This is a genomic window from Mucilaginibacter sp. SG564 (genome assembly GCF_013149275.1).
GTDB lineage: Bacteria > Bacteroidota > Bacteroidia > Sphingobacteriales > Sphingobacteriaceae > Mucilaginibacter.
On sequence record NZ_JABGNA010000007.1, the window covers coordinates 356,495 to 379,768 of the forward strand.

A 23,274-nucleotide genomic window follows, 5' to 3' on the forward strand; every position below is an offset into this window, starting at 1 on the left:
CATATTCAAATATATCCATTGATTATCAAGTATTTAAATCAATGCAAACCATAAAAAGTGTAAACCATGTAAACCCACTTCTGTAACAAAATGGGGTATGTTTATGAATGTGTATAAAATCATGTAAGGGCGTTGCCTGCGGCCAGGCTTTACACTCATACCGCGCAGGCATTAATCACTGGCCGGTATTCGTTTCAATCCTTAACGCGAAGAAGTGATTACCCTGTGCAGCGGTTACCCTCAATATTCTGCCAATACTACCAGGGTATCACTGATGGGGGTTATTCGTTTACGGCCCTCTAAAAAGCCCAACTCAACCACAAAAGAAAAACCGGCTATTTCACAACCCATTTCTTTGATCAGTTCACTCGCGGCGGCTACCGTACCACCTGTTGCCAGCAGATCGTCGTGGATCAGCACATGTTGCCCGGGCTCAAAAGCATCGATATGGCATTCAATAATGGCAGTACCGTACTCCAGTTTGTAGGCTTTTTGTTTGATGGTAAAAGGTAGTTTACCGGCCTTACGTATGGGTACAAAAGGGACTCCCAGCTTAGTGGCCAATGTTAGTCCGAATAAAAAGCCCCGGCTTTCAATCCCGGCTATTACATCTATTTGTTTTCCTTGCAATTGTTCAACAAAGGCATTAATAATGCTATCGCATAAAACAGGATCTTTGAGTATAGGGGTTATATCTTTAAAAACAATTCCGGGTTTCGGAAAATCTGGAATATCACGAATGGCAGATTTTATTTGCTGGGTTATCATTTGAAAGTTAAATATGGCTCAATTTTACGCAAAATTCCATCATCAAGTATGGCAATATTTTTCATATCATCAACTGATTCATAATCACCATGCTGATTGTGATATTCTAATATGGCATTGGCCTGTTTGTAGCTCAAATACGGGAACCGCCTGAGCTGATCAAAACTGGCCGTATTTACATTTATTTTAGTGATATGTTTGTTATCAACACCGACGCCGCCTTTTATTTCGGCGTATTTAGCTTCATCAATGCCAAATACTTCTTTTAATTGTTCTTTATTATAAAAGCCACCCACACGCTCCCGATACCTGATAATGCGCATAGCAAACGCTGGCCCTATTCCTCTTATACGGGTTAATTTTGCAGAGTCGGCGCTATTCACCTCAATCACTTCGCCCGGTGCAGCCTTTTCCGTGCGATGATAAGTATCCGGTATATTGATGTATGGCTCCAGGCGCTGATAATCGGCATCGGTAATGGAATAGATCTTTTTAACATCATCCTTGGTATAAAAGCGCCCGCCTTTTTCCTCATAATTTTTGATCACTTTGACCTGCCGTTCGCTTAAGCCCAGTTTCTGCCACCCGGCATCTGTTAACTCATTCGGGTTAAAGGCAAACATTACCGCGGTGGCCGTCTTCGATTCACCTTCCCATGATTTATTCTCTGTACTTACTCTTTTACCCTTACTTAGCAATGCAACCGCTTTATCAAATTCATTAAAATTTATTATATTATCTTTGCGGATTGCCTGATAAACATAGGGCGCTGCTAAAATCAATGCCATTAAAATAATAACTACTACCATTCCGTTCCATTCTTTTTTGGTTACAGACAGGTAGTTTTTAAAATACGGCTTCATTTACAGCGTTTATCGATTGTTAAAATAAATAAATTTTCAGGATATTTATAAGTTAAATAAAACACCCCCTTTTTATAAAAATGAAAGTAATAACCACCGAAGAGTTTGCCAAAGCCACCAAACTGGATAAGTTGAAAATGCCGGGCCTGGCCGCTTTATTGATGGAGCTCATGAAAATCAACCAGGTTAACGAGCTTTTTGCACAAGCCCAACCTAAAGAAGGCCCCGAGTTTGTTGATGCTATTTTAGAGGGTTGCGGAATTGATATTGAATTTGACGAACGTGAATTACGAAACATACCCAAGACGGGGGCTTTTGTTGCCATAGCCAATCATCCTTATGGTGGTATTGAAGGTATGGTTCTCCTAAAAATATTATGTATGGTTAGGCCTGATGCTAAGCTGATGGCTAATTTCCTCCTTAAAAAGATTCCCAACCTAAGTGATTATTTTATAGCCGTTAATCCTTTTGAAAATGTGGAACACTCCTCCAGCATTAGTGGCTTAAAAAACACCCTGGAGCTTTTAAATAATGGCACACCTATCGGCATTTTCCCGGCAGGCGAAGTATCAACCTTTAAGGTGGAACAAAAACAGGTAACAGATCGCCTTTGGCATCCGGTTGTGGGTAAAATAATAGCTAAGGCGAAAGTGCCTGTTGTGCCCATTTATTTCCACGGCAATAATGGCTTGTTGTTCAATTTGCTGAGTTTGATACACCCTGCCCTGCGTACGGCCAAATTACCTTCTGAACTGTTTAACAAGCACGGTCACACCATTAAACTGCGCATTGGCAAACCCATTAATATAGAGGACATACCCGATCATAACAACAGCGCCAAACTCCTTAACTTTTTGCGCGCCCGTACCTATGCCCTTGGCACTGGTCTGGAGGAAGAAAAAAAGTTATTTAGCCCGCGTAACCTGTTCAAAATAAAACGCCTGCCCGAGGCTGTGGCTCCAGAAATCGATTCGACCATATTGGAGAAGGAGATAGAGCCACTGCGAGAGAACTACAGGATATGGGCCGAAAAGAACTACGAGGTATTTATTGTACCCACGTCAACTATTCCCAATGTTATACGGGAGATAGGCCGCCTGCGCGAAATTACCTTCAGGGAAGTGGGCGAAGGCACCAACAAAGCCATCGACCTGGATGAATATGACATTTATTACAACCACCTGTTTATTTGGGATGTTGATGCCAAAATGATTGTAGGCGCCTACCGTATAGGTTTGGGCGACGAGATATTTTACAGCGTTGGTAAAAATGGATTTTACATTACTGAGCTATTCAAACTTAAAACTCAGTTTACCCCTGTGTTACGTAAGAGCCTGGAACTAGGTCGTTCCTGGATCCGCAAGGAGTATCAGACTAAACCGCTTCCATTGTTTTTACTGTGGAAAGGCATTCTGAAATTTCTGATCGATAACCCCAGATACCGTTACCTTATCGGGCCGGTAAGTATAAGTAACTCATTCTCTAAGTTCTCCAAGTCGCTTATTGTTGATTATATCAACCGTAACCACTTTGACCATGAAATGGCGCAGTATGTAAAACCGCGCAAAAAATTCAAGGTTGATTTTGCCAAAATAGATACCGATCTGCTGATGGCCGGCGAGGATACCTTCAAAGGGCTCGATAACCTGATATCGGAGGTAGAAACCCGTAATATGAAGGTGCCGGTACTGTTGCGCCAATATATCGCGCTTAATGCCAAGATCATCAGTTTTAACATCGACCCCAAATTTGCCGATTGCCTGGATGGTTTCCTGGTGCTCGACCTGGAAAAAGTACCCCAGGATATTTTGGAAAAACTGGGCAAAAATCTGTAGCTAACAAATGCCGTTTTATGATCCAAAAAACTTTTTAAACCTCAAATTTTAACACTTTTTTAGATAAAAACGGGGTAAAAACACTTGCTTTTTGGTCATTTTAACAAAGTTTTAACGCCATTTTAACACTTTTTAACAAATTTTTGATGGGTTTTAAAACTTTAAAAAGTATTAGTTTATTGATTGTCAAATAACTGCATACCAACCGGTTGTTTTTTCGCTTTTTTTGTTATTTAGCCAAACAGCCCGGCTCTCCTTTTTAAGAGGGCCGGGCTGTTTGCTGATATAAAGATACGAAATATTTGTCTGGATACCAATTTGGGTGGGCCAACCCTTGCTTCGGTTTTTTTGTTTGAAATTGAATATATTGCGGTAAACAACCTTAACCCCGCAACATGAATGACAAGCCAACCGGCGATCACGCCGAAACCGCCCAACTGAAACAGGTGCTAAGCCTGCCCACCGGAATTTTATTGGTAGCCGGTATTATGATCGGCTCGGGGGTGTTCAAGAAGATCGTGCCCATGTCGCAGGCTTTGCATAGCGAAACGTATATTTTGATGGCCTGGATCATTGGGGGTGTTATTACCATGTTTGGCGCTTTTACCTATGCGGGCCTGGCTACCATGACCACGCAAACCGGCGGCGTATATGAATACCTGCGATTGATCTACGGTGATTTCATAGCCTTCCTATTTGGCTGGACCATCTTTACTATTGTTGGCAGTGGTGCTGTAGCGGCGTTATCCTTTGTATTCGCGCAATCTGTTAACACGCTTTTGCCTTTACCCGAGTTTTTATCGTCTTTTAAAAATATGGGTGTTGGCGATTCTATTTTTCCCTTTGCCGACTCGGGCATTAAAATGCTGGCGGTACTTACTATTATAGCCCTCACCTGGGTAAATTACAAGGGGGTAAATAAAGCCGGGGTTTTAAACAACATCGTAACCTCAGCAAAAATACTGGGTATACTGCTGCTCATTATCGCGGGATTCCTATATAGCGGCCATCCGGTTGTTGCAAAAGGCACTGAAGCAGTTGAAGCACCACATGGCGCCTCCTTATATAGCGGTTTGTTTGGCGCCATGCTCAGCGCGCTATGGGCTTATGACGGATGGGCCAACATCACTTTTGTAACCGGCGAAATCAAAAACCCCAAACGCAACATCCCACTGGCCATTGTTGGCGGTGTAGGCATCGCCATGACCTTGTATGTATTGCTCAATTACGCTTACATGAAAGTTTTGCCCGTATCGCAGCTGGCACTACTGGGCAGTAATAAAATAGCCGCGGCCGAAATAGCCGGTATCATCATGGGTAAAACAGGTACTATCATTATCGCTATACTCATCATGACCTGCACTTTTGGGGCCTTAAACGGCTGTATCATTTCGTATCCCCGGGTTTATTTCCGGATGGCACAAGAGAAAGTTTTCTTTAAAAAGGCAGCCCTGGTGCATCCTGTATTCAGTACCCCGCATATCGCTCTGCTGTATTCGGCTGTCTGGAGCATTATCCTGGTATGCAGCGGCACTTTCGATCAGATCACCAACCTGGTTATTTTTGCCTCCTATGCGTTTTTCGCGCTGGCCACCTGGGGTTTGATCAGGATGAAGATCAAGGGCGTGATCAAATCAAAAGTAATCGGTTACCCGGTAATACCCGTCATTATTATCTTATTTTGTATCGCGCTCACCATCAATACTATTATTACGCAGCCGCTGGCATCCATACTGGGCTTGCTGCTCATTTTAAGCGGCGCACCTTTTTATTGGTATTTTAAGAAGAGGGTATAAGGGCATAAAAAAGACTTACGAAGTTTTGAAAACTTCGTAAGTCTGACGTTGCCTGGGGTTTTAAAAAGAAGGGGCAAAACAACCTTTATTTCCATAACAGCTTTATAATTATTTAATAATTTAATAATACCAAGTACAGTGTCAAAATACAACTGATACATATATTTAATATTATAAATACACATTAAACTTTATCAAAAGCATTATGAAAAACAAATTCAAGATTCATTATTACTTATTATTCCTATTATTACTACCATTACTTAACAGTTGTAAAAAGGATTTGGACTCAAATTTAGCAACACCGGTTAAAACCCCCGATAGAGGAAAATCCGTTAACACTTTAATTCCATACAGATTTGATTGGGAGCATACTGATTATATGCCCGCCCCTGCTGGCACAAATATACTCGTGCCATGGGCAAGTGGTGCCAACAGATCATTTCCAACAATTTATGCAACTGACATAAAAGTAGCTGATGGATGGGAGCTGGTTTATAACACTTTTAGTCCAACAAGTACCGCTCAGCCTCTGTATTTTATTTTATATAATAGATACAGAGGCTTATTAAGAGGTTATTTCTATTTAACACCCGGCTCAAGTATACCAAGTAGTTACATAACGCACGCCTTAGTACAGGATGCATCGAGTAATACAGCTCCTCTTCTTAGTTATTCAGCCACAGAGGTTTCTAATCTAAATATAAATACACCAGTATCTTCAACAGTTCAGCAATACAAAACCTCCGCTACAGGCACATGGTATGCTGCTGAGTTTGAAATGGCCTACGACCCCGCCATTGGCGCCAAAACTACACAAATGACATGGCTGGTAAACTCTGTCAATACTTCAAGTATAGCGTTGACTGGATCATCCCAAGGAACTATTCAAGGCACGATATCTCAATCAGTACCGCCTTCGAATTTACTTGGCGCTACAATTCCAGGTATTTTAACTTTTCCATATGCAAATCTTATTGACTCCTGGAAATTAGCAGCACCAGTTACAAGTGCATTGAAAACTGCATTATCAAGCGGACTTGGAGGAACAGTGAAAAACGTGTTGAATGGTATGTTTGGTGGCGCAAGTCAAACAACACAATATGCAAATTTAACTACCAGCGCTCAGTATACGCTATCTGGCAGTATAACGGATACTTATCAACTACAAAATCCAAATTTAAACATACCGGGCAGTAAAGGACAAAATACAGGGACTGGCTATTCTCCACTATATACAAGCCCATTAGGTGTTTTTAGTCTTTCGGCGGCTCCAAAGGTTGATATATCAATTCCAGTCTATTATGGTGAAGATGTAACTATAGTATATACAGGTGATCAAACAATTAAGTTTGATCCAAACTCTTACCAAATTCAATTTAACCCAGCAGTAATCAACAGCAGTTCAACCGGAGCTACTATTCAAAATTTGAAACAACAAATAATAAGCTTCAAAAATTATTACTCTCTGACCAGAGTATATGCTAATCCACCTCATAGCGATCCTGACACCCCTATTCCTTCAACCGCTACTACTGAACAAATAGATAATACTACAGTAATCGTTGATAATATTCCGGGAGATTATATAATACCATTTAAACGCCATGTGACAGTATTTGGCGGCGGTGCTCCCGCTTATGCGAGCCCCGATGATATATTCACTACTAATTCTTCAATGCCTTCAACTGTATTAAGAGTGTCATTTGACGTTGTTCCTAACAACGGTACCCCTAAAACCACCATCGTTAAATCATTTAACATACTTGTTAGAGCAATAAATTATGTTGAGTAATAATTTTTACATATCAAAACTTCATTTAGCGCTACATATATAAATTGCAATACTAAAGAGGCTGTTTCCCAACTAGGAAACAGCCTCTTGTTTTATGAGCATATTATAAAGAAATATCAATAGATTTATTTAGAGAAAGCTTGATATCACCTCCTAATTCAATGCATCCCTCCTTCTTAGCTTCTTTAGCTGGCACCCTCAAATAGCATAGGTTTTTATCAAGTATTCCCTGCCACTAGATTTAAATATATCCGGAGTTTTGAAAACTTTGTATGTATTATCATTCGCTTCGCCGACTCATGGCCCTATACTTTAACCTCCCCTCTGTAAGCGTTCACTTTTACAAGTATTAAAAATAAGCGAAGAGGACAAAACATTTCATCCGAATCAAAATTTACAGGATTTTAAAATTCACAAAATAACACCCAAAATGAATTCATAAATTCAGTAAATCCTGGCCTAAAGCAAAACACCCTCCCGTTTTACCGGCAGGGTGTTTATTTATTGTTTTAGTTTAGTTTTGTTAGGTATTACCAGCTGTAACGGATACCAAACTGCATTTGCCAGCGTGATGCGAACAAATCAACCGAGTAAGGTAGTCCTGGGTTGCTGAAATTGTAAGTTGGGTAAGATGTAACATTACCATCTTTAACAAAAGTAGGACCGGCTGGTTTTGATGATGTCGCGGCAGCTCCTGGTATCTGACTCACTGGTGTTAAACCTACGCTCGCTGAAGAGTTGAATGTATTAGCTGAGAAATAATACTGTCCCCATTTTTTGTTCAGTAAATTGGTCAGGTTGATGATATCATAAGTAAATGTAATCATCTGTTTGTGTTTACCATTACCAAATTTAAAGTCCTGAGTAAAACGGAAGTCTAATTGATTATTCCAAGGCGTAAATGCAGCGTTACGCTCGGTAAACTGACCGCGACGTGAGCTTAAATATTTATCAGCATCAATAAATGCGTCAAATTCAGCTACCTGCTGTGCAGCAGTTTTTACTACCTGACCATTTTTTACCTGGTCTACAATAAAGTTAGCTGTTTCGCCTTTTTTAGGGATATAGGCTAAGCTCAATTGTTGTCCTGTTCCGTCGGTAGCATTTGGATAAGTATCATAAGTATATGGGTTACCACTTTGCGCGCTAAAGAAGAAGGTAAAGTTTGCAGTATAGTTATGTCCGGCATCCCAATCGTGTTTAAAGTTTACGTTTGATACGATACGGTGACGGATATCAAAGTTTGAGTTTGCTAAACCAGGATTGTTAGGGTTTAAAGCCTGATTTAACTGCCAGTTTGATTCCATAGAGTTACGAATACCATTGGTAACATCTTTTGAGTGACCGTAGGTATAGGCAACCGAAACATTTAAAGCATTCTTTGGATCAAATTGTGTGAATTTAGCAGCCTGTGCAGTTAAGCTGTAACGATAACCTTCGCTGGTATTTGATAACAAGTAAGCGTTGGTATAAGCAGAGTTTATTTTTTTGTTAATAAATATCGGTTGCAGGTGCTGTGTATCGTAAGGATAATAGGTTACACTATCCTTGGTATTTACCTGCTGGAATTTCAAGTCATGAATAACTTTTGTATAGATACCCTCGGCAGTAAATTTCCACTGGTCATCAGTAGTATAATCAACAGCTAAACTGCTTCTCCATACCTGCGGCATTTTGAAGTTGTTGTCGATCATATCCACCTGGGTTGCACCTGTAGGCGTAGTATTAAACCCTTGCTGGTTAACATAGTTTAAGCCGCCATTGGCAGGAGCCTGTATCGGATTCGTTCCTGGTTTTTGGGCAGGAGGATTGCCATCGTAAGCTCCATAGGTTTTACCGTTATTGTAGAACGCGTAACCGAACCATGCAAATGGAACACGACCGGTAAAGAAGCCGCTACCACCACGTAAAACAACGCTTTGGTCACCAAGCACATCATAATTAAATGCTACGCGTGGGTTCCACTCTATGTTACCCAGGTAGTTTTGTTTAATATCCCTTGGTTTGGTATAGGTATAAGTAGTACCATAGTTAGGATCAACCGGAGCGTTTGTTGTTTTGTCGCTCAGTGGCTGTTTGTTTGGTACACCGGCATAATCCGCACGTAAGGCTACTGTCAATTTGAAGTTATCAGTCAATTGAATTTCGTCCTGGCCATATAAGCTCAACAGGTTAACTTTGAATTGAGCTGATGGGTGTGCTAATATATAATCACGGGTATTATCAGTATAATTAAAGTTAGCGCGTACACGTGATGGATTATTGTTCAGGAAATCCTCAATACTTTTATAAGCCACACGACCATTCCATGCATTCACAAAGTTGTAAGTGATGTTGTAAAACTCGTTGTGCGTACCAAAAGTAAAGGTGTGTTTACCTTTTGTCCAGGTTAAGTTATCGGTAAACTCAGCTGTTTTCTGGTGCATGTCAAATATAGCAGCCTCACGGTCGGTACCCATAAAAATGGTAGTACCAGGGGTACGGCCGGTGATCTCGATCTGCGGTAACGCAGGGTTTGAGTTTGGATCACGGTAATCATGCACATTAGAATAACCTAATACCAAGCTATTGCTAACACTGTTAGAAAACCTTGATTTTAACTCAGCCACAGTTGAGGTAGAGTTATTATGCGAGGTATAATCGATACCGCTGAAACGGAAGTTTTGCTGATCGCGCTCTAAGTTAGTAGCTTTTGAAATAATGGTATTATTACGGATGGTTAACTGGTTGTGATCATCAATGTTCCAGTCCAAACGGTTAAAGAATTTGTTGGAGTTGGAGAAGATGGTCGTGTTACCATAGGTACCTGGATCCATGCCTGTATAGTTTTTAAACGCAGCAGCTAAATTTTGAGCATCCTGTAAGCTCAGGATATTTTTTGAACCATTGGTACCGGCAGCAGCGATTACAGGATCTTGTCTGCGGGCAATCTCCTCGTTAGTAAAGAAGAATAATTTGTTTTTGATGATAGGGAAACCTAAACGGATACCAGTTTGGTAATCATGAAAATCAGACAATTTTGAACCATCACCGCCAGCAGCAGCTTTAGCATTGTTTGGGCCTACCATGAACGAGCCACGGCCAAAACCGTAAACCGAACCGGTAAAATCATTAGTACCGCTGCGGGTAACAGCATTGATACTACCACCCAATACGTTACCAATTTTAATATCATAAGGAGCAACCAATACCTGGATATCCTGTATCGCATCTAATGATACCGGGCTGGTACGGGTACTGCTACCTACTTGTCCCGAAGCATTGTTCTGACCACCTAATGATGGGCTGAAACCGATCGCATCGTTATTGATAGCACCATCCAGTGTTACGTTATTGTAACGGTAGTTGGTACCCTGGAATGAGTTGTTGTTACTTTGAGGAGTGTTACGTGTAAGATCCTGTAAGCTGCGGTTGATAGAAGGCTGCGTACGGATCTGGTTTTGGTTGATACGGGTGCCTGCACCGGTTTTGGTGCCGCCTGCTGAAGCTGTAACCTTTACCTCCTTTAATGAAGTAGTTTCGTCGGCAAGAGCGAAGTTCAGGGTAGTACTACCCAGGCTCAGTGTAATATTTGTTCTTTCGTCTTTTTTAAATCCAACAAAAGATGCCGAAATGGTGTACGGACCACCTGGGTTAATGTTGGTGATAGTGAAACGACCATCGGAGTTTGTCTGGGCGCCGTAACGTGTTCCTGTACCGGTGTTCAGCACAGTTACAGTTACACCAGGCAGGGTAACCCCCTTTTGGTCGGTAACTTTTCCGCTTACTACTGAGGTGGTAATTTGCGCCTTGGCAACGTTAGCAACCCCTATAATAAGCACTGATAAAAGGATAAAGTAAAGCTTTTTCATTTGTGTTTATTTAGAACACAAAGGTTCGGCTACAATATTAACCGTATGTTAACACTAGATTATTTTTAACCCCAATTGTTAACATTAAGTGAAAATGACAATTAATACTTAAGCGATAACTTTTTAAGTATGAGGTGAAGCAGATAGATAGGACCGATAAGCAAAAACTTAATATCATCTAAAAACGATGGTTTTTTACCTTCAATTTTATGCCCGATGAACTGCCCTATCCATGACACAAAGAAGATGATCAGTGAAACCAGCCATAGTGCAGGACCACCAGCCTGGTGCCAATGTTCCAACTGTATAATACCATAGCTAAAGCCAAATAATATCAACAACATAATGTACGACAGTACCGGCGAAAGTTTCAGATAGTAGTAGATACTAAATGCAATTAAAAAGGATGCCCAGTTAAACACGCCGTTATAACTACCCAGGAATTTCAGGTACGGAAAAGGGATTGACCATACCAGGCCCAGCAGGCTGAACACGATAAGCGGGATACAAATAAAATGGATAGCCTCATTAGTTCCGTTCCGATGGCTTTCGGCGTATTTGGCAAAGTAAACATCAACCGGACGAATAGGGTTAGCATCGCCGGCACCACTTTGTGAGGTATTTGATATATTACTGGAGGCCATAATTTAATCTAATATAAGAAAAAAGTATCAAGTAATCAGTATCAAGTATCAAGACAGGAAATAAAATAGAAGCAGGAGATAAGAATAAAGAGTCAAGACCCAGGAAAATAAAATAGAACCAAGAGTCAAGAATCAAGAGCCAAGACCTGGGAAATAAAAACTGGAAAATAAAAAAGAGTCAAAACCTTATCGATCTTGACTCTTATCTCTTGATTCTTCTTTTTGGATTCTTATCTCTTAGCTCTCTCCTACTACTTAGCAAACGCTACCGAGCGGGTTTCCCGGATCACGGTAACCTTGATCTGGCCTGGATAGGTCATCTCGGTTTGGATACGGTTGGAGATATCCGCCGCCAGTACTTCAGACTGCGCGTCGGTTATTTTTTCGCTTTCAACCACCACACGCAGCTCACGGCCAGCCTGTATAGCGAAAGTTTTTTCGACACCAGGGTAAGATAACGCCAATTCTTCCAGTTCTTTTAAACGTTTGATGTAGCTTTCAACCACCTCACGGCGTGCACCCGGGCGGGCACCGGAGATAGCATCACAAGCCTGGATGATTGGCGATAACATCGAGGTCATCTCAATTTCATCATGGTGAGCACCTATAGCGTTACAAACCTCAGGGTGTTCTTTGTATTTTTCGGCCAGCTGCATACCCAAAATAGCGTGTGGCAGTTCTGGATTGTCATCAGGTACTTTACCAATATCATGTAACAAACCTGCACGTTTAGCCATCTTCACATTCAGACCCAGCTCTGCTGCCATGGTAGCGCAGAAGTTAGCCACCTCACGTGAGTGTTGCAGCAGGTTTTGCCCGTATGATGACCGGTAACGCATACGGCCAACCATACGGATCAGCTCCGGGTGTAAACCATGTATGCCCAGGTCAATCACCGTGCGCTCACCTATTTCTACTATTTCTTCTTCAATTTGCTTTTTGGTTTTGGCTACTACCTCCTCAATACGGGCCGGGTGTATACGGCCGTCCGTTACCAAGCGGTGCATAGCCAAACGGGCAATTTCGCGCCTTACCGGGTCAAAACCCGAAAGGATAATGGCTTCCGGAGTATCGTCAACGATGATCTCGATACCGGTTGCGGCTTCCAAGGCGCGAATGTTCCTACCCTCGCGACCGATGATACGACCTTTGATCTCATCGTTCTCGATGTTAAATATAGAAACCGTATTTTCAATAGCGCTTTCGGTAGCGGTACGCTGTATGGTTTGTATAACTATCTTTTTAGCTTCTTTGGTAGCGGTTAGCTTAGCCTCGTCAACAATGTCCTTGATCTGGATCATGGCTTTGGTGCGGGCTTCTTCGCGCAGGGTATCCACCAGCTGGTTACGGGCATCATCGGCAGATAAACCGGCAATGGTTTCCAGTTGTTGTACATGTGAATTTTTAAGCACTTCTACTTCTTCCTGTTTTTTAACAACAATTTCTGTTTGTTTTTCCAGGTTTTTACGGGTGTTGTCCAGCTCGCTTTCTTTGCGGTTCATGTTTTCCAGGCGCTGATTTAATGATTGCTCCTTTTGTTTCACACCGTTTTCGCGCTGGTTGATGGCGTTATTTTTGTTGTTTACTTCCTGCTCATGCTCGGCCTTCATTTGTAAAAACTTCTCTTTGGCTTCCAGCAGTTTATTTTTCTTTAGTATCTCGGCATTGTTTTCAGCATCCTTCAGTATCTTTTTCACTTTATTCTGGGCCGATGCCTCCTGGTCTTTAAAAAGCTTCCGCAGCAGGAAGCGCCCGATAACTATCCCAAGGCCAACGCCAAGCAATAGTCCTATTATTCCGTATAGTAATATGTCCATCTTCTTTTTTAGGGTGTAAGGTTATATAAATAAAAAAACCGCAACTAAACTCTTAAGTATCATGTATTTAAAAACTTCATTTCGGATATTGGGGACCATGGTTACGTTAATACCATTCGAGTAACGCATGCCTCTTTGATCCGCTTAATATTGAAGCGTTAAGTTTTTAATAGTGAAACTTAAAATTTAACTGCGGTTAAATCTTAATTGTGCTCTGTATATGTAAAGAACGCTAATTACTTTGAGAAAAACTCAGTCAGCAAATGATCCAGCTGGTAAACCTTTTCGGCAATATCGGTATCTTCAACGGTAACCTTTTTTTCGGCTTTTAATGATGATGTAGCATAGTGCAACACCGCCATGGAAAGCAGATCCTGCTTATCCCTCACCGCGTAGTTTTCCTGATATTCCTTTATCCGGTCATTGATCAGTTTAGCCGCCCTGCGTATTATTTCTTCTTCCTCCATGTTTACCTTTAAAGGGTAAACTCTGTCAGCAATATTTATTTTTATTGAGATTTCTCCCATTGAGCTTTTCACTTTTTGCGTTATTTCTTCAATAACACAATACACTTATCTATTTCCTGCACAAAGTCGTTAATTTTTTGCTTTATATCAAGACTTTTTTCATTTGTTTCTGAAAATGACTTGGCCAGCTTCAATACACGAAGCTTTTCTTCCAGTTCCTTTGTCTTGTTTTTACTGGCATCAAGGGCTACGGTCAAAGCCTCACTTTCCAGTTTTAACAGATCGTTTTCCTCCTGTAAAGCAGCGCAAAGCTCTATCAACCTCTCGGTTTTATCTACAATTTTATTTAACTGTTCTGCTACAGAAGGCATCTTTTTTAATTAGTGAATTATTGAATTAGCGATTTAGTGAATTGATGATTTTTTAATTACCTGGCTATTGAATTATAATTCTAAAATTTTAAACTCTAAATCCGAAATCAAAATTCCGAAATCCGAAATCATCTTTATTTTCTGATCTCCGCTCCGGCTTCTTTACCTAAGTTATAAATTAATTTTTGCATAATGGCATCAATCGCTTTGTCGGTAAGGGTCTTTTCGATATCCTGAATGATGAAGCTTAACGCGTATGATTTTTTACCGGCCGGTAGTTTGTCGCCTTCGTAAACGTCAAATACACTAACTTCCTTCAGCAGCTTGCGTTCGGTTCGCTGGGCAATTTGCTTTAACTGACCAAAAGTAACTGCTTTATCAATCAGCATAGACAAATCACGACGTACTGCCGGGAACTTGGAAACCTCCTGGTAAACGATCTTGTTTTTGCGTACAGCCGTTAAGATCAGGTCGAAATTAAAGTCAGCATAAAATACTTCTTTATCCACATCCACCTTTTTCAAAGCCTCGCCTGCAACCGCGCCAAACTTAACCAGCTGTTTGCCGTTCAGCATATACTGTAGCCCGTAAGCCAGTTTTTTGCAGGTAGCATCTTCTACCACATAGCCGGTAATATTCAGGCGCTCTAAAATGCTATCAACGATAGCTTTCAGGTTATAAAATGATACCGGTTTTGGTTTTTGGTTCCATTGCTCGGCGGTTGTTGCTCCGGTCAGAAATACTGAGAAACGTTGCACCTCGTTATATTTATCGTCCTTCACGCTGTAAACCTTGCCAAACTCATAAAATTTCAAGTCGGCAGCACGGCGGTTCTGGTTATAGGTAATCGCTTCCAGGCCCGAGAACAGCATGGTTTGACGCATCACATCCAGATCGCTGCTCAGCGGGTTCAATATTTTTACGGCAGCATCCAGATTATCCGAATAAGCCGATTTGGTTAAGGAGTTGGATAAGATCTCGTTAAAACCATTGGCAGTAAGTAAGTCTGACAGCTGGTTTTGCACCGTGTCCTTCTCGGCCCTTTGCGAATTATTTAACGATGCCCTGATCTGGGTAGGGATCTCGATATTGTTATAGCCGTAAATACGCAGTATCTCCTCTACCACATCTACCTCACGGGTAACATCAACACGGTATGGAGGTACTTGTAAGGAAAGTGTTTCTTCTGTTTCACTAACTACCTTAATATCCAATGCCTCAATAATGGCTTTGATCTCGGCATGCGGGATGTCTTTACCTATCAGGCGGTGAATATTTTTATAGCTTACCTCAAAAGCAAACGGCGCTACAGGTGCCGGGTAATGATCAAAAATTTCTGACGATACTTCGCCGCCGGCTACCTGCTGTATCAGCAAGGCTGCACGTTTCAAAGCGAACACGGTCATGTCCGGATCGGTACCACGCTCAAATCTGAACGAGGCATCAGTTTTCAACCCATGCCTTTTAGCAGTTTTACGTACCGATACGGAATTAAAATAAGCGCTCTCTAAGAAAATGCTTGTAGTTGATGCTTTTACGCCTGAAGTAATACCACCAAATACACCGGCAATACACATTGGCTCTTCGGTGTTACCGATCATCAGGTCGTTTTCTGATAACTTGCGCTCCACATCATCCAGGGTTTTAAAAAGCGTTCCTTCCGGGTAGTTTTTCACCAATACTTTGTTGCCTTTTATTTCGTCGGCATCAAAAGCATGCAGCGGCTGCCCCAACTCGTGCAACACATAATTGGTTACATCCACAATATTATTGATAGAACGGACGCCGATAACAGCCAACCGCTCCTTTAACCATTTTGGTGATTCTTTTACTTCCAGACCGGTCATGGTTAAACCGGAATAACGCGGACTTGCCTGCTCGTTCTCCACCACAACTTCAACAGTTCTGTTGTTATTGGCAATTTTAAACGCACTAACATCCGGCCGGGTAACACCGATCTTTAAAAAAGCAGCAATATCACGGGCAGTCCCCAGGTGCGACATAGCATCGGCACGGTTTGGTGTTAAACCTATCTCGTACATATAATCGTCGTTCACCTTAAAATAGTCTTTGGCCAAAGTACCAACCGGGGCGTCGGCATCTAATACCATAATACCTTCGTGACTGGTGCCTAAACCTATTTCATCCTCGGCGCAGATCATCCCTTCGGATGCTTCACCGCGTATTTTTGATTTTTTGATGGCGAAAGGTTCACCGCTAACAGGATATACGGTAGTACCCACTACGGCTACTACTACTTTTTGTCCGGCAGCTACATTGGCTGCACCACAAACGATCTGCAGATCTTCGGGGCCGCCTACATCAACTTTAGTTACGTGCAGGTGATCGGAATTGGCATGATCAACGCATTCTTTAACATAGCCGATCACCAGGCCTTCCAATCCGCCGGGAATAGCCTGTACTTTTTCCAGGCTTTCCACTTCCAAACCCGTTCCGGTAAGGATAATGGAGATTTCCTGAGGCGTTTTATCCGTATTAATAAACTCTTTTAGCCAGTTATATGATATTTTCATTATTGAGCAGCGATAATCGGCAAAGATATAAAGATTTCGGAAGTCGGATTTGGGATTTGGGATTTAATTGTATTTCGGATATCGAATTTTATCTGAACCTCGATTTGCCTGATGAACGGATTAAAGGATTCCCTTTTTTCTGGGTAAAATCAAGTTAATCCTGCAATCCTATAAATCACGGTTCAGATAAAATCCGAAATCGAAATTCCCAAATCCGAAATCATAAAACTCCTTCATCTCCAAAGCTATAATAACCATTATCAGTAATAATCAAATGATCAAGCACATTGATATCCAGCAAACGACCGGCTGCGCTTATTTTTTTGGTGAGATCAATATCCTGGTGACTGGGTTTTAAGTTGCCAGAGGGATGATTATGTACCAGGATGATACCGCTGGCCTGTTGCTGCAGGGCCATGTAAAAAATAATCTTGGGATCGGCTACCGTGGCAGATAAGCCGCCTTTGCTCACCAGCTCTTTGGCCAGCACTTTTTGTGAGCGGCCAACCAATAGTATCCAAAACTCCTCGTGGTTCAGATCCATCAGATGACGGCGCATAATATGATACGCATCACGACTACTGTTGATATATTCGATAGCCTTAGTCTCGGTATCATTGCGGCGGCGACCGATCTCCAGTGCGGCAATAATGGATATGGCTTTAGCCTCTCCTATCCCCTTGAATTTGGAAAGTTCGCTAATGGAAGCTTTACCCAGCTTGTTCAGATCATTTTCATAATGATGGAGAATGCGCTTGCTCAGTTCAACGGCGGTTTCGGTTCGGCTACCCGATCCGATCAGGATAGCGATCAACTCGGCATCAGTGAGCGCTCGACGCCCCTGGGTGCTTAGTTTTTCGCGCGGGCGATCTTCCTCGGCCCATGATTTAATGCTGATCTTTTCGTTGTAGTTTTCCACGGTATCCAAATATGGAGAAAACTATCAAACAAAAAAAATTGCGACACAGCGCCGACTCACCCTGACATCGCCGCAGTAAGCACCTTTTTCTCTACACGTCATTGCGAGCGCAGCGTGGCAATGACGTGTGTAATAACAAAAAAGGGTCGTACTTTTCAGTACAACCCTTTTTATATATTTTTAGTTAAGCGATTAGCTTAAGCCATTAACAAATTTAGTAAGCTTTGATTTATTGTTCGAAGCTTTGTTTTTGTGAATAACATTCTTTTTAGCTAAACGGTCTAACATAGAGATCACTTTACCTAACAGTGCGCTTGCATCAGCTTTAGTAGTAGTGTTTCTTAATTTCTTAATAGCGTTCCTGGTTGTTTTAGCCTGGTACCTGTTACGCAGACGCTTCGCAGCGTTTGACCTGATTCTTTTTAAAGACGATTTATGATTTGCCATTGTATAGCTTTGTTATTCTTTTTTCTATTTATTTTAAGGACTGCAAATATATGCCGATAAATTTAAATATGCAAGTGCTTTTTTATTAAAGTTTTAAAGCCCGATTTAACTAATGACACTCTCCTGATTTACGTTAGCCCTGCGCGTTCATATTATACACAGAAAACAACTATATAGAATGGCAAACGTTGTATATGTAAATATTTTATTTTCTTAGAGATATGGACAGCACCAAAAGATTCAGTAACCGGGTAGCCGATTATGTAAAGTACCGCCCTCATTACCCTACTGCTATCATTACCTTTTTACAGGATAGTTACCAATTGACTACCGATAAGTTGATAGCCGACATTGGCGCAGGTACCGGAATATCTACCCAATTGTTCCTAAATGCCGGGTACCAGGCTATTGCGGTTGAACCCAATGCCGAAATGAGAGAAAAATCTATCGATTTGCTCGGTCGTTACCCCAATTTTACAGCGACTGATGGTACGGCAGAAGCTACAGGCTTAAATACTGAAAGCGTTGACGCTATTATTGCCGGGCAGGCTTTCCACTGGTTTAACGCAAAAAATGCGCGGGAGGAATTTAAACACATTCTTAAACCCGACGGTATCGTGGCATTGATCTGGAATGAACGAAAAACAGCATCTGCATTTGAACAGGACTATGACCAGTTGATCATCACACACGGCCAGGATTATGTAAAAGTTGGCCATCGCAATATTGATTATGATAACATTGGCTCTTTTTACGATCCTGAGCCTTTTGAACTTAAAGTATTTGAAAACAAACAGGTTTTTGATTTTGAGGGATTAAAAGGCCGACTGCTATCTTCATCCTATATGCCTACCAAAGATCAGCCCGGCTATGGACCTATGATCAATGATCTGCAAGAATTGTTCAACCGCTACCAACAAGATGGCGTCATCACCATAAATTACGATACCAAGGTTTATGTTGGGCGCTTGTAGCAACTACGCAATAAGCTCCTCTGTAATTAAATAATTCTTTGCCTCCTTAAAATCAAGGAACAATTTATCGGCAATGCTTAGTTTATGATGTTCACCGGTATTGCTTTGAATGGCGAAACAGGTAAGTCCGGCAGCTTTTGCCGATTTAACGCCATTGATGGTATCCTCAAAAACAAGGCATTCCTCTTTCAACACGCCGAGTTTTTCGACGCATACCAGGTAGCTTTCCGGATCGGGCTTGCTTTTGGCAACCTCGGTGCGGGTGATAATCAATTCAAAATACCTGCCTAAACCATTCCTTTCAAATACCGCCTCCACATCCTGCCGCGGACTTGAAGTTACCAATGCCAGCCTCAATCCTTTACTTTTAAAATACTCCAGCACATCAGCCACATGCGGCATCAGGTTTACATCTTTGGTTTTCAGGCGTTCCAAGGTCAGCCTTTCCCGTTTATCAATAATTTGCGGTAATGGGGCAGCAATACTATATTTTTCGGCCAGACGGGCCGCATTGGCGGGCATAGGAACACCAGCGTAGGTTTTCAGCCAGTCATCATAAGTTAATTGCACATCAAACTCCGATAAAATTTCGTTCCAGCATTCGAAATGAAAAAATTCAGAATCGATTAAGGTACCGTCCAGGTCGAACAACAGGGCTTTAAGATATTTCATTGTATAGGCTTAGGCAGTAAAGTTATAAACTTTGGTGTTTCTGTGATCTAAAACTCAAAACTTAGGCTCATATTTATGCCAATGAAACGGCGCTTTATTTTAAGCTTATCAGTTGTATGTTTAATGTTCCTCTGTTCGTCATGGGGGTTCTTTGCGCATTATCGCATCAACAGACTGGCGGTTTTTACGCTTCCTAAGGGCATGTCCGGTTTTTACAAGGCCAATATCGCTTATATTACAGAACATGCCGTGAGTGCCGATAAACGCCGCTATGTAGACTCGGCCGAGATACCCCGTCACTTTTTTGATGCTGACCATTATGGCAAAAAGCCTTTTGCCGCCATGCCACAACGATGGACCGACGCCGCAGCCAAATACTCTGCCGATACGTTAAACAAATATGGCACCGTTCCGTGGACTATCCAATACCAGTATTACCGCTTGGTTAGGGCATTTAAGGCTCACGATACCACAGCTATACTTAATGCATCGGCCTACCTGGGGCACTACGTTGCCGATGCGCATGTACCCCTTCACCTTACCCTGAACTATGACGGGCAGCTTACCGATCAGACAGGCATACATGGTTTATGGGAAACCCGGCTTCCGGAGCTGTTTATTAAGCAGTATCATCTTTATGCAGGCCGGGCACGCTATATTGATAATCCACTGGCCGAGGCATTTAAAATTTGCCGGGGATCCTTCAAAAGTGTCGATTCGGTGTTGCGGTTTGAGCGGATGATCAACAGAAGTTTCCCACCCGATAAAAAATACAGCCTGGTGATGCGCGGCAAACGTAAGCTTAATGACTATTCCATTGCCTACAGCCATGCTTATCAAAAAATGCTGAAAGGCATGGTAGAGCGGCAAATGCGCTCGTCGATACTTTCGGTTGGAAGTTTCTGGTACTCGGCCTGGGTAGATGCCGGGCAGCCGAATTTGAATAAACTGATAGCACAACCGCTAAGCCCGGAAGATCGGGTTAAGCTACAGCATGAAGAAGCCATGTACAAAACAGGCAAATGCATTTACCAGGCACCTCAATAAAACTCTGAACCTACCGCTGAGATATATTTATACTGAAGCTTTTTTGCTGGCCCTGCTTTTTATGGCCGCATAAATTGGCGGCACTACAGATATCAATATAATAGCCATTACCACCAGGGTAAAGTTTTGTTTGATCACTGGGATATTGCCAAAAAAGAAGCCGATAAACAAAAAGCTCAGCACCCATGATGCACCACCTACAATATTATACAGGCTATAACGTAAAAAAGGCATACGACCAACGCCGGCTACAAAAGGGGCAATTGTTCTGATGATAGGTAAAAACCGGCTGAATATAACTGCCTTACCACCATGTTTATCAAAAAACGCTTTAGTGCTGAGGTAATATTCCAGTTTTAATATTTTGTTATCCTCTTTAAAAACCTTTGGACCTAAATAATTACCCAGCAGATAGTTAACCGTATTACCCGCAAAAGCGGCAATAACCAACATAATGGCCAGCAAAGTTATATCCAGGCCGGTTTTACCATTAGCAATAAGCGCGCCTGCTGCAAACAGCAGCGAGTCGCCGGGTAAAAAGGGAGTAACCACAAAACCGGTTTCGGCAAAAATGATCGCAAACAGTATGAGATAAGTCCAGCCTTTATAGTCGCTGGTGATCTGGCTTAAATGCACATCAATATGCAGTATAAAATCGATAATGGCTTTTATTACTTCCACGGTTTTTTGAAATTTTGGCTAAAAATAGGAATATAAATCAGAATCAGGTATCAAGTAGTTAGTATCAAGTATCACGACTCCCTAAACACGGTAGTTAGCATTCGCAAAAAATCTTGATACTTGATACTAACTACTTGATACTACTTCGTAGTTTTCAGCAGTAAATTATTGGTCAATATAGCCGCGCCAAATGCAACCGAATCTGTCCGGCCAACAATTCCTTGTGTATAAATGGTATATGCACGGCCATCCTGTATGGTAACATTAGGCAATGTGAATTGAGCATTATCGGGCGAGGTATTTAAATTGATAGTGAAATTATAATTGCCTACAGGCAGCTGAACATATTTTGATACGGAATCAAAAGGAATTTTCGTCCACAGCGCTGTCCCGATACCATTAGCTCTAAGATCAAGCGGGGCCGAGGTAGGCGAGCAATGAACAAACCGTACTATAGCTCTGCCTAAAGGAGGAACAGTAGCCGTATCTAATAACAGCATTGATTTTTTTATGGAATTATCGCTCCTGAAACCGGTAATGAATAAGGTGTATTTGGAGTTAGCTTTTAATGCTACTGTACTATCGATAGTAACCAGGTTTATAGGGGCCAGTGTTGCTGTGCGTAATTGCACTGGCGGTAACAGGGTGGATATAAAAAAATAACCTGAATTAGTAGGATAGGTATAACTGGTTGTATTCTCCTTAAGGAAGTTGAGGTATAAATTTACCGGTTGTATGTCGGGACTTAAATTAACTATCTGCAGCTGCGTATTCAACCCTGTAGGATTAGCATTGGCGCCTTTACCGCATGATGACAGGAAAGGCAACAGCAAAGTACCAACGGTAATTAAAAGTAAGGAAACCAGTAAGCTGCTTTTATTGGGGTTAGTCATTAATTAAAATTTTATTGATTAACTATTAAACTGGCGCCAATTGCCTGATTGCCGCCTGAACCTATAGTACCATAACCAACTACAGTATAAATTCTACCCATACTAATTGTTACCGTATCTTTTCTGGCGGTACTTATATCAGACCCGGTTTGGTAAACACTAAAAATAAGCGAACCCGGGCCAAGTGTTGTGCCAGGTGTAGCTGTTGTACTTGGCGTAACGTTCAAAAAGTTGGTTGTTGTTTTATAAGCTATATTACTCAACTGAGGGGTAATTACCGGAGAGGCGCCCGGAGATACAAAAGCCAGTGTAAGGGGCCCCGCATCCGGCGATGCATTTACAAATCTGAGTTTAGCGGTATTATTGGTAGGTGCGGTTGCGGTATCGGTAGTAAAAAAAATCCCGTCTGCTGATCTACTGCTTATATATAACGAATATCTTTTCCCACTATCAAGCGTAAGCGGCAAAGTAAATAAAGGGTTAGGGGCAGAAGGCTTTGCCAGTTTAACCTGATAATTTTGCAAGCCTGCTTTTACGATTAATAAATTGGCCAGTGTACCGCCAGGAAAATACGTTGAGGTATTATTGATCAATGTGCCGTTCTGATAAAAATTAACCGTATCCTTTGATGCGTTAATCACCCTGACATTGGTAGTTGGCAGAAACGTAGGCTTATCGTTATTTTTTTTACAGGATGCCCAGCATGCCGCCGCGGCTATAATAAAAGTAAAGGCTTTGATCCTGATATTCATATTGGCAAATTAGTGATTTAGTGAATTAGCGATTTAGTGAGTAAAGATATTTGAATCATTAATTCACTAAACCACTAATTCACTAACTAAAAATCAATCTATATAACTGATTCCCGCGTTTTTTGTTATCCGCGGCGAACAAAAAAGT

At 41.7% G+C, this 23,274-nt stretch carries 19 protein-coding genes; 5 read left to right on the forward strand and 14 right to left on the reverse strand.

Annotated elements, in window-relative coordinates; all coding sequences use genetic code 11:
* Positions 1 to 240: 240 nt before the first annotated feature.
* Positions 241 to 768, reverse strand: coding sequence for an adenine phosphoribosyltransferase (locus tag FHW89_RS18080; protein WP_172336447.1), 528 nt, complete (start codon positions 766 to 768; stop codon positions 241 to 243).
* The gene (locus FHW89_RS18085) at positions 765 to 1,631 is read right to left on the reverse strand and encodes a helix-hairpin-helix domain-containing protein (protein WP_172336448.1); all 867 of its coding nucleotides are present in this window, start codon (positions 1,629 to 1,631) and stop codon (positions 765 to 767) included. The genes FHW89_RS18080 and FHW89_RS18085 overlap by 4 nt, the downstream gene beginning before the upstream one ends.
* A gap of 80 nt (positions 1,632 to 1,711) precedes the next feature.
* Here FHW89_RS18085 and FHW89_RS18090 point away from each other — a divergent pair, with 80 nt between their 5' ends.
* The 3 genes from FHW89_RS18090 (at position 1,712) to FHW89_RS18100 (ending at position 7,057) form a co-directional block, all read left to right on the forward strand.
* Positions 1,712 to 3,466, forward strand: coding sequence for a lysophospholipid acyltransferase family protein (locus tag FHW89_RS18090; RefSeq protein WP_172336449.1), 1,755 nt, complete (start codon positions 1,712 to 1,714; stop codon positions 3,464 to 3,466).
* 395 nt (positions 3,467 to 3,861) lie between these two features.
* Positions 3,862 to 5,262 (forward strand): APC family permease, encoded by a 1,401-nt coding sequence (locus tag FHW89_RS18095; protein ID WP_172336450.1) that lies wholly within the window; start codon positions 3,862 to 3,864, stop codon positions 5,260 to 5,262.
* A 205-nt stretch (positions 5,263 to 5,467) separates the two neighbouring features.
* On the forward strand, positions 5,468 to 7,057 hold the full coding sequence (locus tag FHW89_RS18100; protein WP_172336451.1) for a hypothetical protein: 1,590 nt from the start codon (positions 5,468 to 5,470) through the stop codon (positions 7,055 to 7,057).
* Positions 7,058 to 7,587: 530 nt separating this feature from the next.
* On the opposite strand, the gene FHW89_RS18105 is transcribed toward FHW89_RS18100, so the two are convergent.
* The 8 genes from FHW89_RS18105 to rpsT all read right to left on the reverse strand — a co-directional run bounded on the left by FHW89_RS18105 (position 7,588) and on the right by rpsT (position 18,107).
* Positions 7,588 to 10,908 (reverse strand): TonB-dependent receptor, encoded by a 3,321-nt coding sequence (locus FHW89_RS18105; RefSeq protein WP_172336452.1) that lies wholly within the window; start codon positions 10,906 to 10,908, stop codon positions 7,588 to 7,590.
* 101 nt (positions 10,909 to 11,009) lie between these two features.
* Positions 11,010 to 11,552 (reverse strand): DUF962 domain-containing protein, encoded by a 543-nt coding sequence (locus FHW89_RS18110; protein WP_172336453.1) that lies wholly within the window; start codon positions 11,550 to 11,552, stop codon positions 11,010 to 11,012.
* Between the two features lie 251 nt (positions 11,553 to 11,803).
* Positions 11,804 to 13,369 carry a ribonuclease Y gene (gene rny, locus FHW89_RS18115; protein WP_166090147.1) on the reverse strand — a complete coding sequence of 522 codons (1,566 nt, stop codon included), beginning with the start codon at positions 13,367 to 13,369 and terminating at the stop codon, positions 11,804 to 11,806.
* Positions 13,370 to 13,605: 236 nt separating this feature from the next.
* Positions 13,606 to 13,896, reverse strand: coding sequence for a cell division protein ZapA (locus FHW89_RS18120; RefSeq protein ID WP_172336454.1), 291 nt, complete (start codon positions 13,894 to 13,896; stop codon positions 13,606 to 13,608).
* 20 nt (positions 13,897 to 13,916) lie between these two features.
* Complete coding sequence (locus tag FHW89_RS18125; RefSeq protein WP_076374860.1) at positions 13,917 to 14,207, reverse strand: hypothetical protein; 291 nt, start codon at positions 14,205 to 14,207, stop codon at positions 13,917 to 13,919.
* A 134-nt stretch (positions 14,208 to 14,341) separates the two neighbouring features.
* Positions 14,342 to 16,741 (reverse strand): phenylalanine--tRNA ligase subunit beta, encoded by a 2,400-nt coding sequence (pheT, locus tag FHW89_RS18130; RefSeq protein WP_172336455.1) that lies wholly within the window; start codon positions 16,739 to 16,741, stop codon positions 14,342 to 14,344.
* A 220-nt stretch (positions 16,742 to 16,961) separates the two neighbouring features.
* Positions 16,962 to 17,660, reverse strand: coding sequence for a DNA repair protein RadC (radC, locus tag FHW89_RS18135; protein ID WP_172336456.1), 699 nt, complete (start codon positions 17,658 to 17,660; stop codon positions 16,962 to 16,964).
* Positions 17,661 to 17,852: 192 nt separating this feature from the next.
* Positions 17,853 to 18,107, reverse strand: a complete 255-nt coding sequence (gene rpsT / locus FHW89_RS18140) for a 30S ribosomal protein S20 (protein ID WP_076374856.1) — start codon at positions 18,105 to 18,107, stop codon at positions 17,853 to 17,855.
* A 221-nt stretch (positions 18,108 to 18,328) separates the two neighbouring features.
* Between rpsT and FHW89_RS18145 the strand changes: the two genes are divergently transcribed.
* Entirely contained in the window at positions 18,329 to 19,081 is a 753-nt protein-coding gene (locus FHW89_RS18145) for a class I SAM-dependent methyltransferase (protein ID WP_172336457.1), read from the forward strand.
* A gap of 3 nt (positions 19,082 to 19,084) precedes the next feature.
* Here FHW89_RS18145 and FHW89_RS18150 read toward each other — a convergent pair whose 3' ends face one another.
* Positions 19,085 to 19,753 (reverse strand): HAD family phosphatase, encoded by a 669-nt coding sequence (locus FHW89_RS18150; RefSeq protein WP_172336458.1) that lies wholly within the window; start codon positions 19,751 to 19,753, stop codon positions 19,085 to 19,087.
* Positions 19,754 to 19,828: 75 nt separating this feature from the next.
* Here FHW89_RS18150 and FHW89_RS18155 point away from each other — a divergent pair, with 75 nt between their 5' ends.
* A complete protein-coding gene (locus FHW89_RS18155; RefSeq protein WP_371742465.1) occupies positions 19,829 to 20,800 on the forward strand; it encodes a zinc dependent phospholipase C family protein in 972 nt (323 codons plus the stop codon).
* A 27-nt stretch (positions 20,801 to 20,827) separates the two neighbouring features.
* On the opposite strand, the gene FHW89_RS18160 is transcribed toward FHW89_RS18155, so the two are convergent.
* The 3 genes from FHW89_RS18160 to FHW89_RS18170 form a co-directional block, all read right to left on the reverse strand.
* Positions 20,828 to 21,481, reverse strand: coding sequence for a DedA family protein (locus FHW89_RS18160; RefSeq protein ID WP_172336459.1), 654 nt, complete (start codon positions 21,479 to 21,481; stop codon positions 20,828 to 20,830).
* 140 nt (positions 21,482 to 21,621) lie between these two features.
* On the reverse strand, positions 21,622 to 22,374 hold the full coding sequence (locus FHW89_RS18165) for a DUF4397 domain-containing protein (RefSeq protein WP_172336460.1): 753 nt from the start codon (positions 22,372 to 22,374) through the stop codon (positions 21,622 to 21,624).
* Between the two features lie 11 nt (positions 22,375 to 22,385).
* The gene (locus FHW89_RS18170) at positions 22,386 to 23,126 is read right to left on the reverse strand and encodes a DUF4397 domain-containing protein (RefSeq protein WP_172336461.1); all 741 of its coding nucleotides are present in this window, start codon (positions 23,124 to 23,126) and stop codon (positions 22,386 to 22,388) included.
* Positions 23,127 to 23,274: the final 148 nt, after the last annotated feature.

Coding starts and splice junctions, on each gene's coding strand:
- FHW89_RS18080 (WP_172336447.1), bottom strand. CDS start 768: ATGATAACCCAGCAAATAAAATCTGCCATTCGTGATATTCCAGATTTT.
- FHW89_RS18085 (WP_172336448.1), bottom strand. CDS start 1,631: ATGAAGCCGTATTTTAAAAACTACCTGTCTGTAACCAAAAAAGAATGG.
- FHW89_RS18090 (WP_172336449.1), top strand. CDS start 1,712: ATGAAAGTAATAACCACCGAAGAGTTTGCCAAAGCCACCAAACTGGAT.
- FHW89_RS18095 (WP_172336450.1), top strand. CDS start 3,862: ATGAATGACAAGCCAACCGGCGATCACGCCGAAACCGCCCAACTGAAA.
- FHW89_RS18100 (WP_172336451.1), top strand. CDS start 5,468: ATGAAAAACAAATTCAAGATTCATTATTACTTATTATTCCTATTATTA.
- FHW89_RS18105 (WP_172336452.1), bottom strand. CDS start 10,908: ATGAAAAAGCTTTACTTTATCCTTTTATCAGTGCTTATTATAGGGGTT.
- FHW89_RS18110 (WP_172336453.1), bottom strand. CDS start 11,552: ATGGCCTCCAGTAATATATCAAATACCTCACAAAGTGGTGCCGGCGAT.
- rny (WP_166090147.1), bottom strand. CDS start 13,369: ATGGACATATTACTATACGGAATAATAGGACTATTGCTTGGCGTTGGC.
- FHW89_RS18120 (WP_172336454.1), bottom strand. CDS start 13,896: ATGGGAGAAATCTCAATAAAAATAAATATTGCTGACAGAGTTTACCCT.
- FHW89_RS18125 (WP_076374860.1), bottom strand. CDS start 14,207: ATGCCTTCTGTAGCAGAACAGTTAAATAAAATTGTAGATAAAACCGAG.
- pheT (WP_172336455.1), bottom strand. CDS start 16,741: ATGAAAATATCATATAACTGGCTAAAAGAGTTTATTAATACGGATAAA.
- rpsT (WP_076374856.1), bottom strand. CDS start 18,107: ATGGCAAATCATAAATCGTCTTTAAAAAGAATCAGGTCAAACGCTGCG.
- FHW89_RS18145 (WP_172336457.1), top strand. CDS start 18,329: ATGGACAGCACCAAAAGATTCAGTAACCGGGTAGCCGATTATGTAAAG.
- FHW89_RS18150 (WP_172336458.1), bottom strand. CDS start 19,753: ATGAAATATCTTAAAGCCCTGTTGTTCGACCTGGACGGTACCTTAATC.
- FHW89_RS18155 (WP_371742465.1), top strand. CDS start 19,829: ATGCCAATGAAACGGCGCTTTATTTTAAGCTTATCAGTTGTATGTTTA.
- FHW89_RS18165 (WP_172336460.1), bottom strand. CDS start 22,374: ATGACTAACCCCAATAAAAGCAGCTTACTGGTTTCCTTACTTTTAATT.
- FHW89_RS18170 (WP_172336461.1), bottom strand. CDS start 23,126: ATGAATATCAGGATCAAAGCCTTTACTTTTATTATAGCCGCGGCGGCA.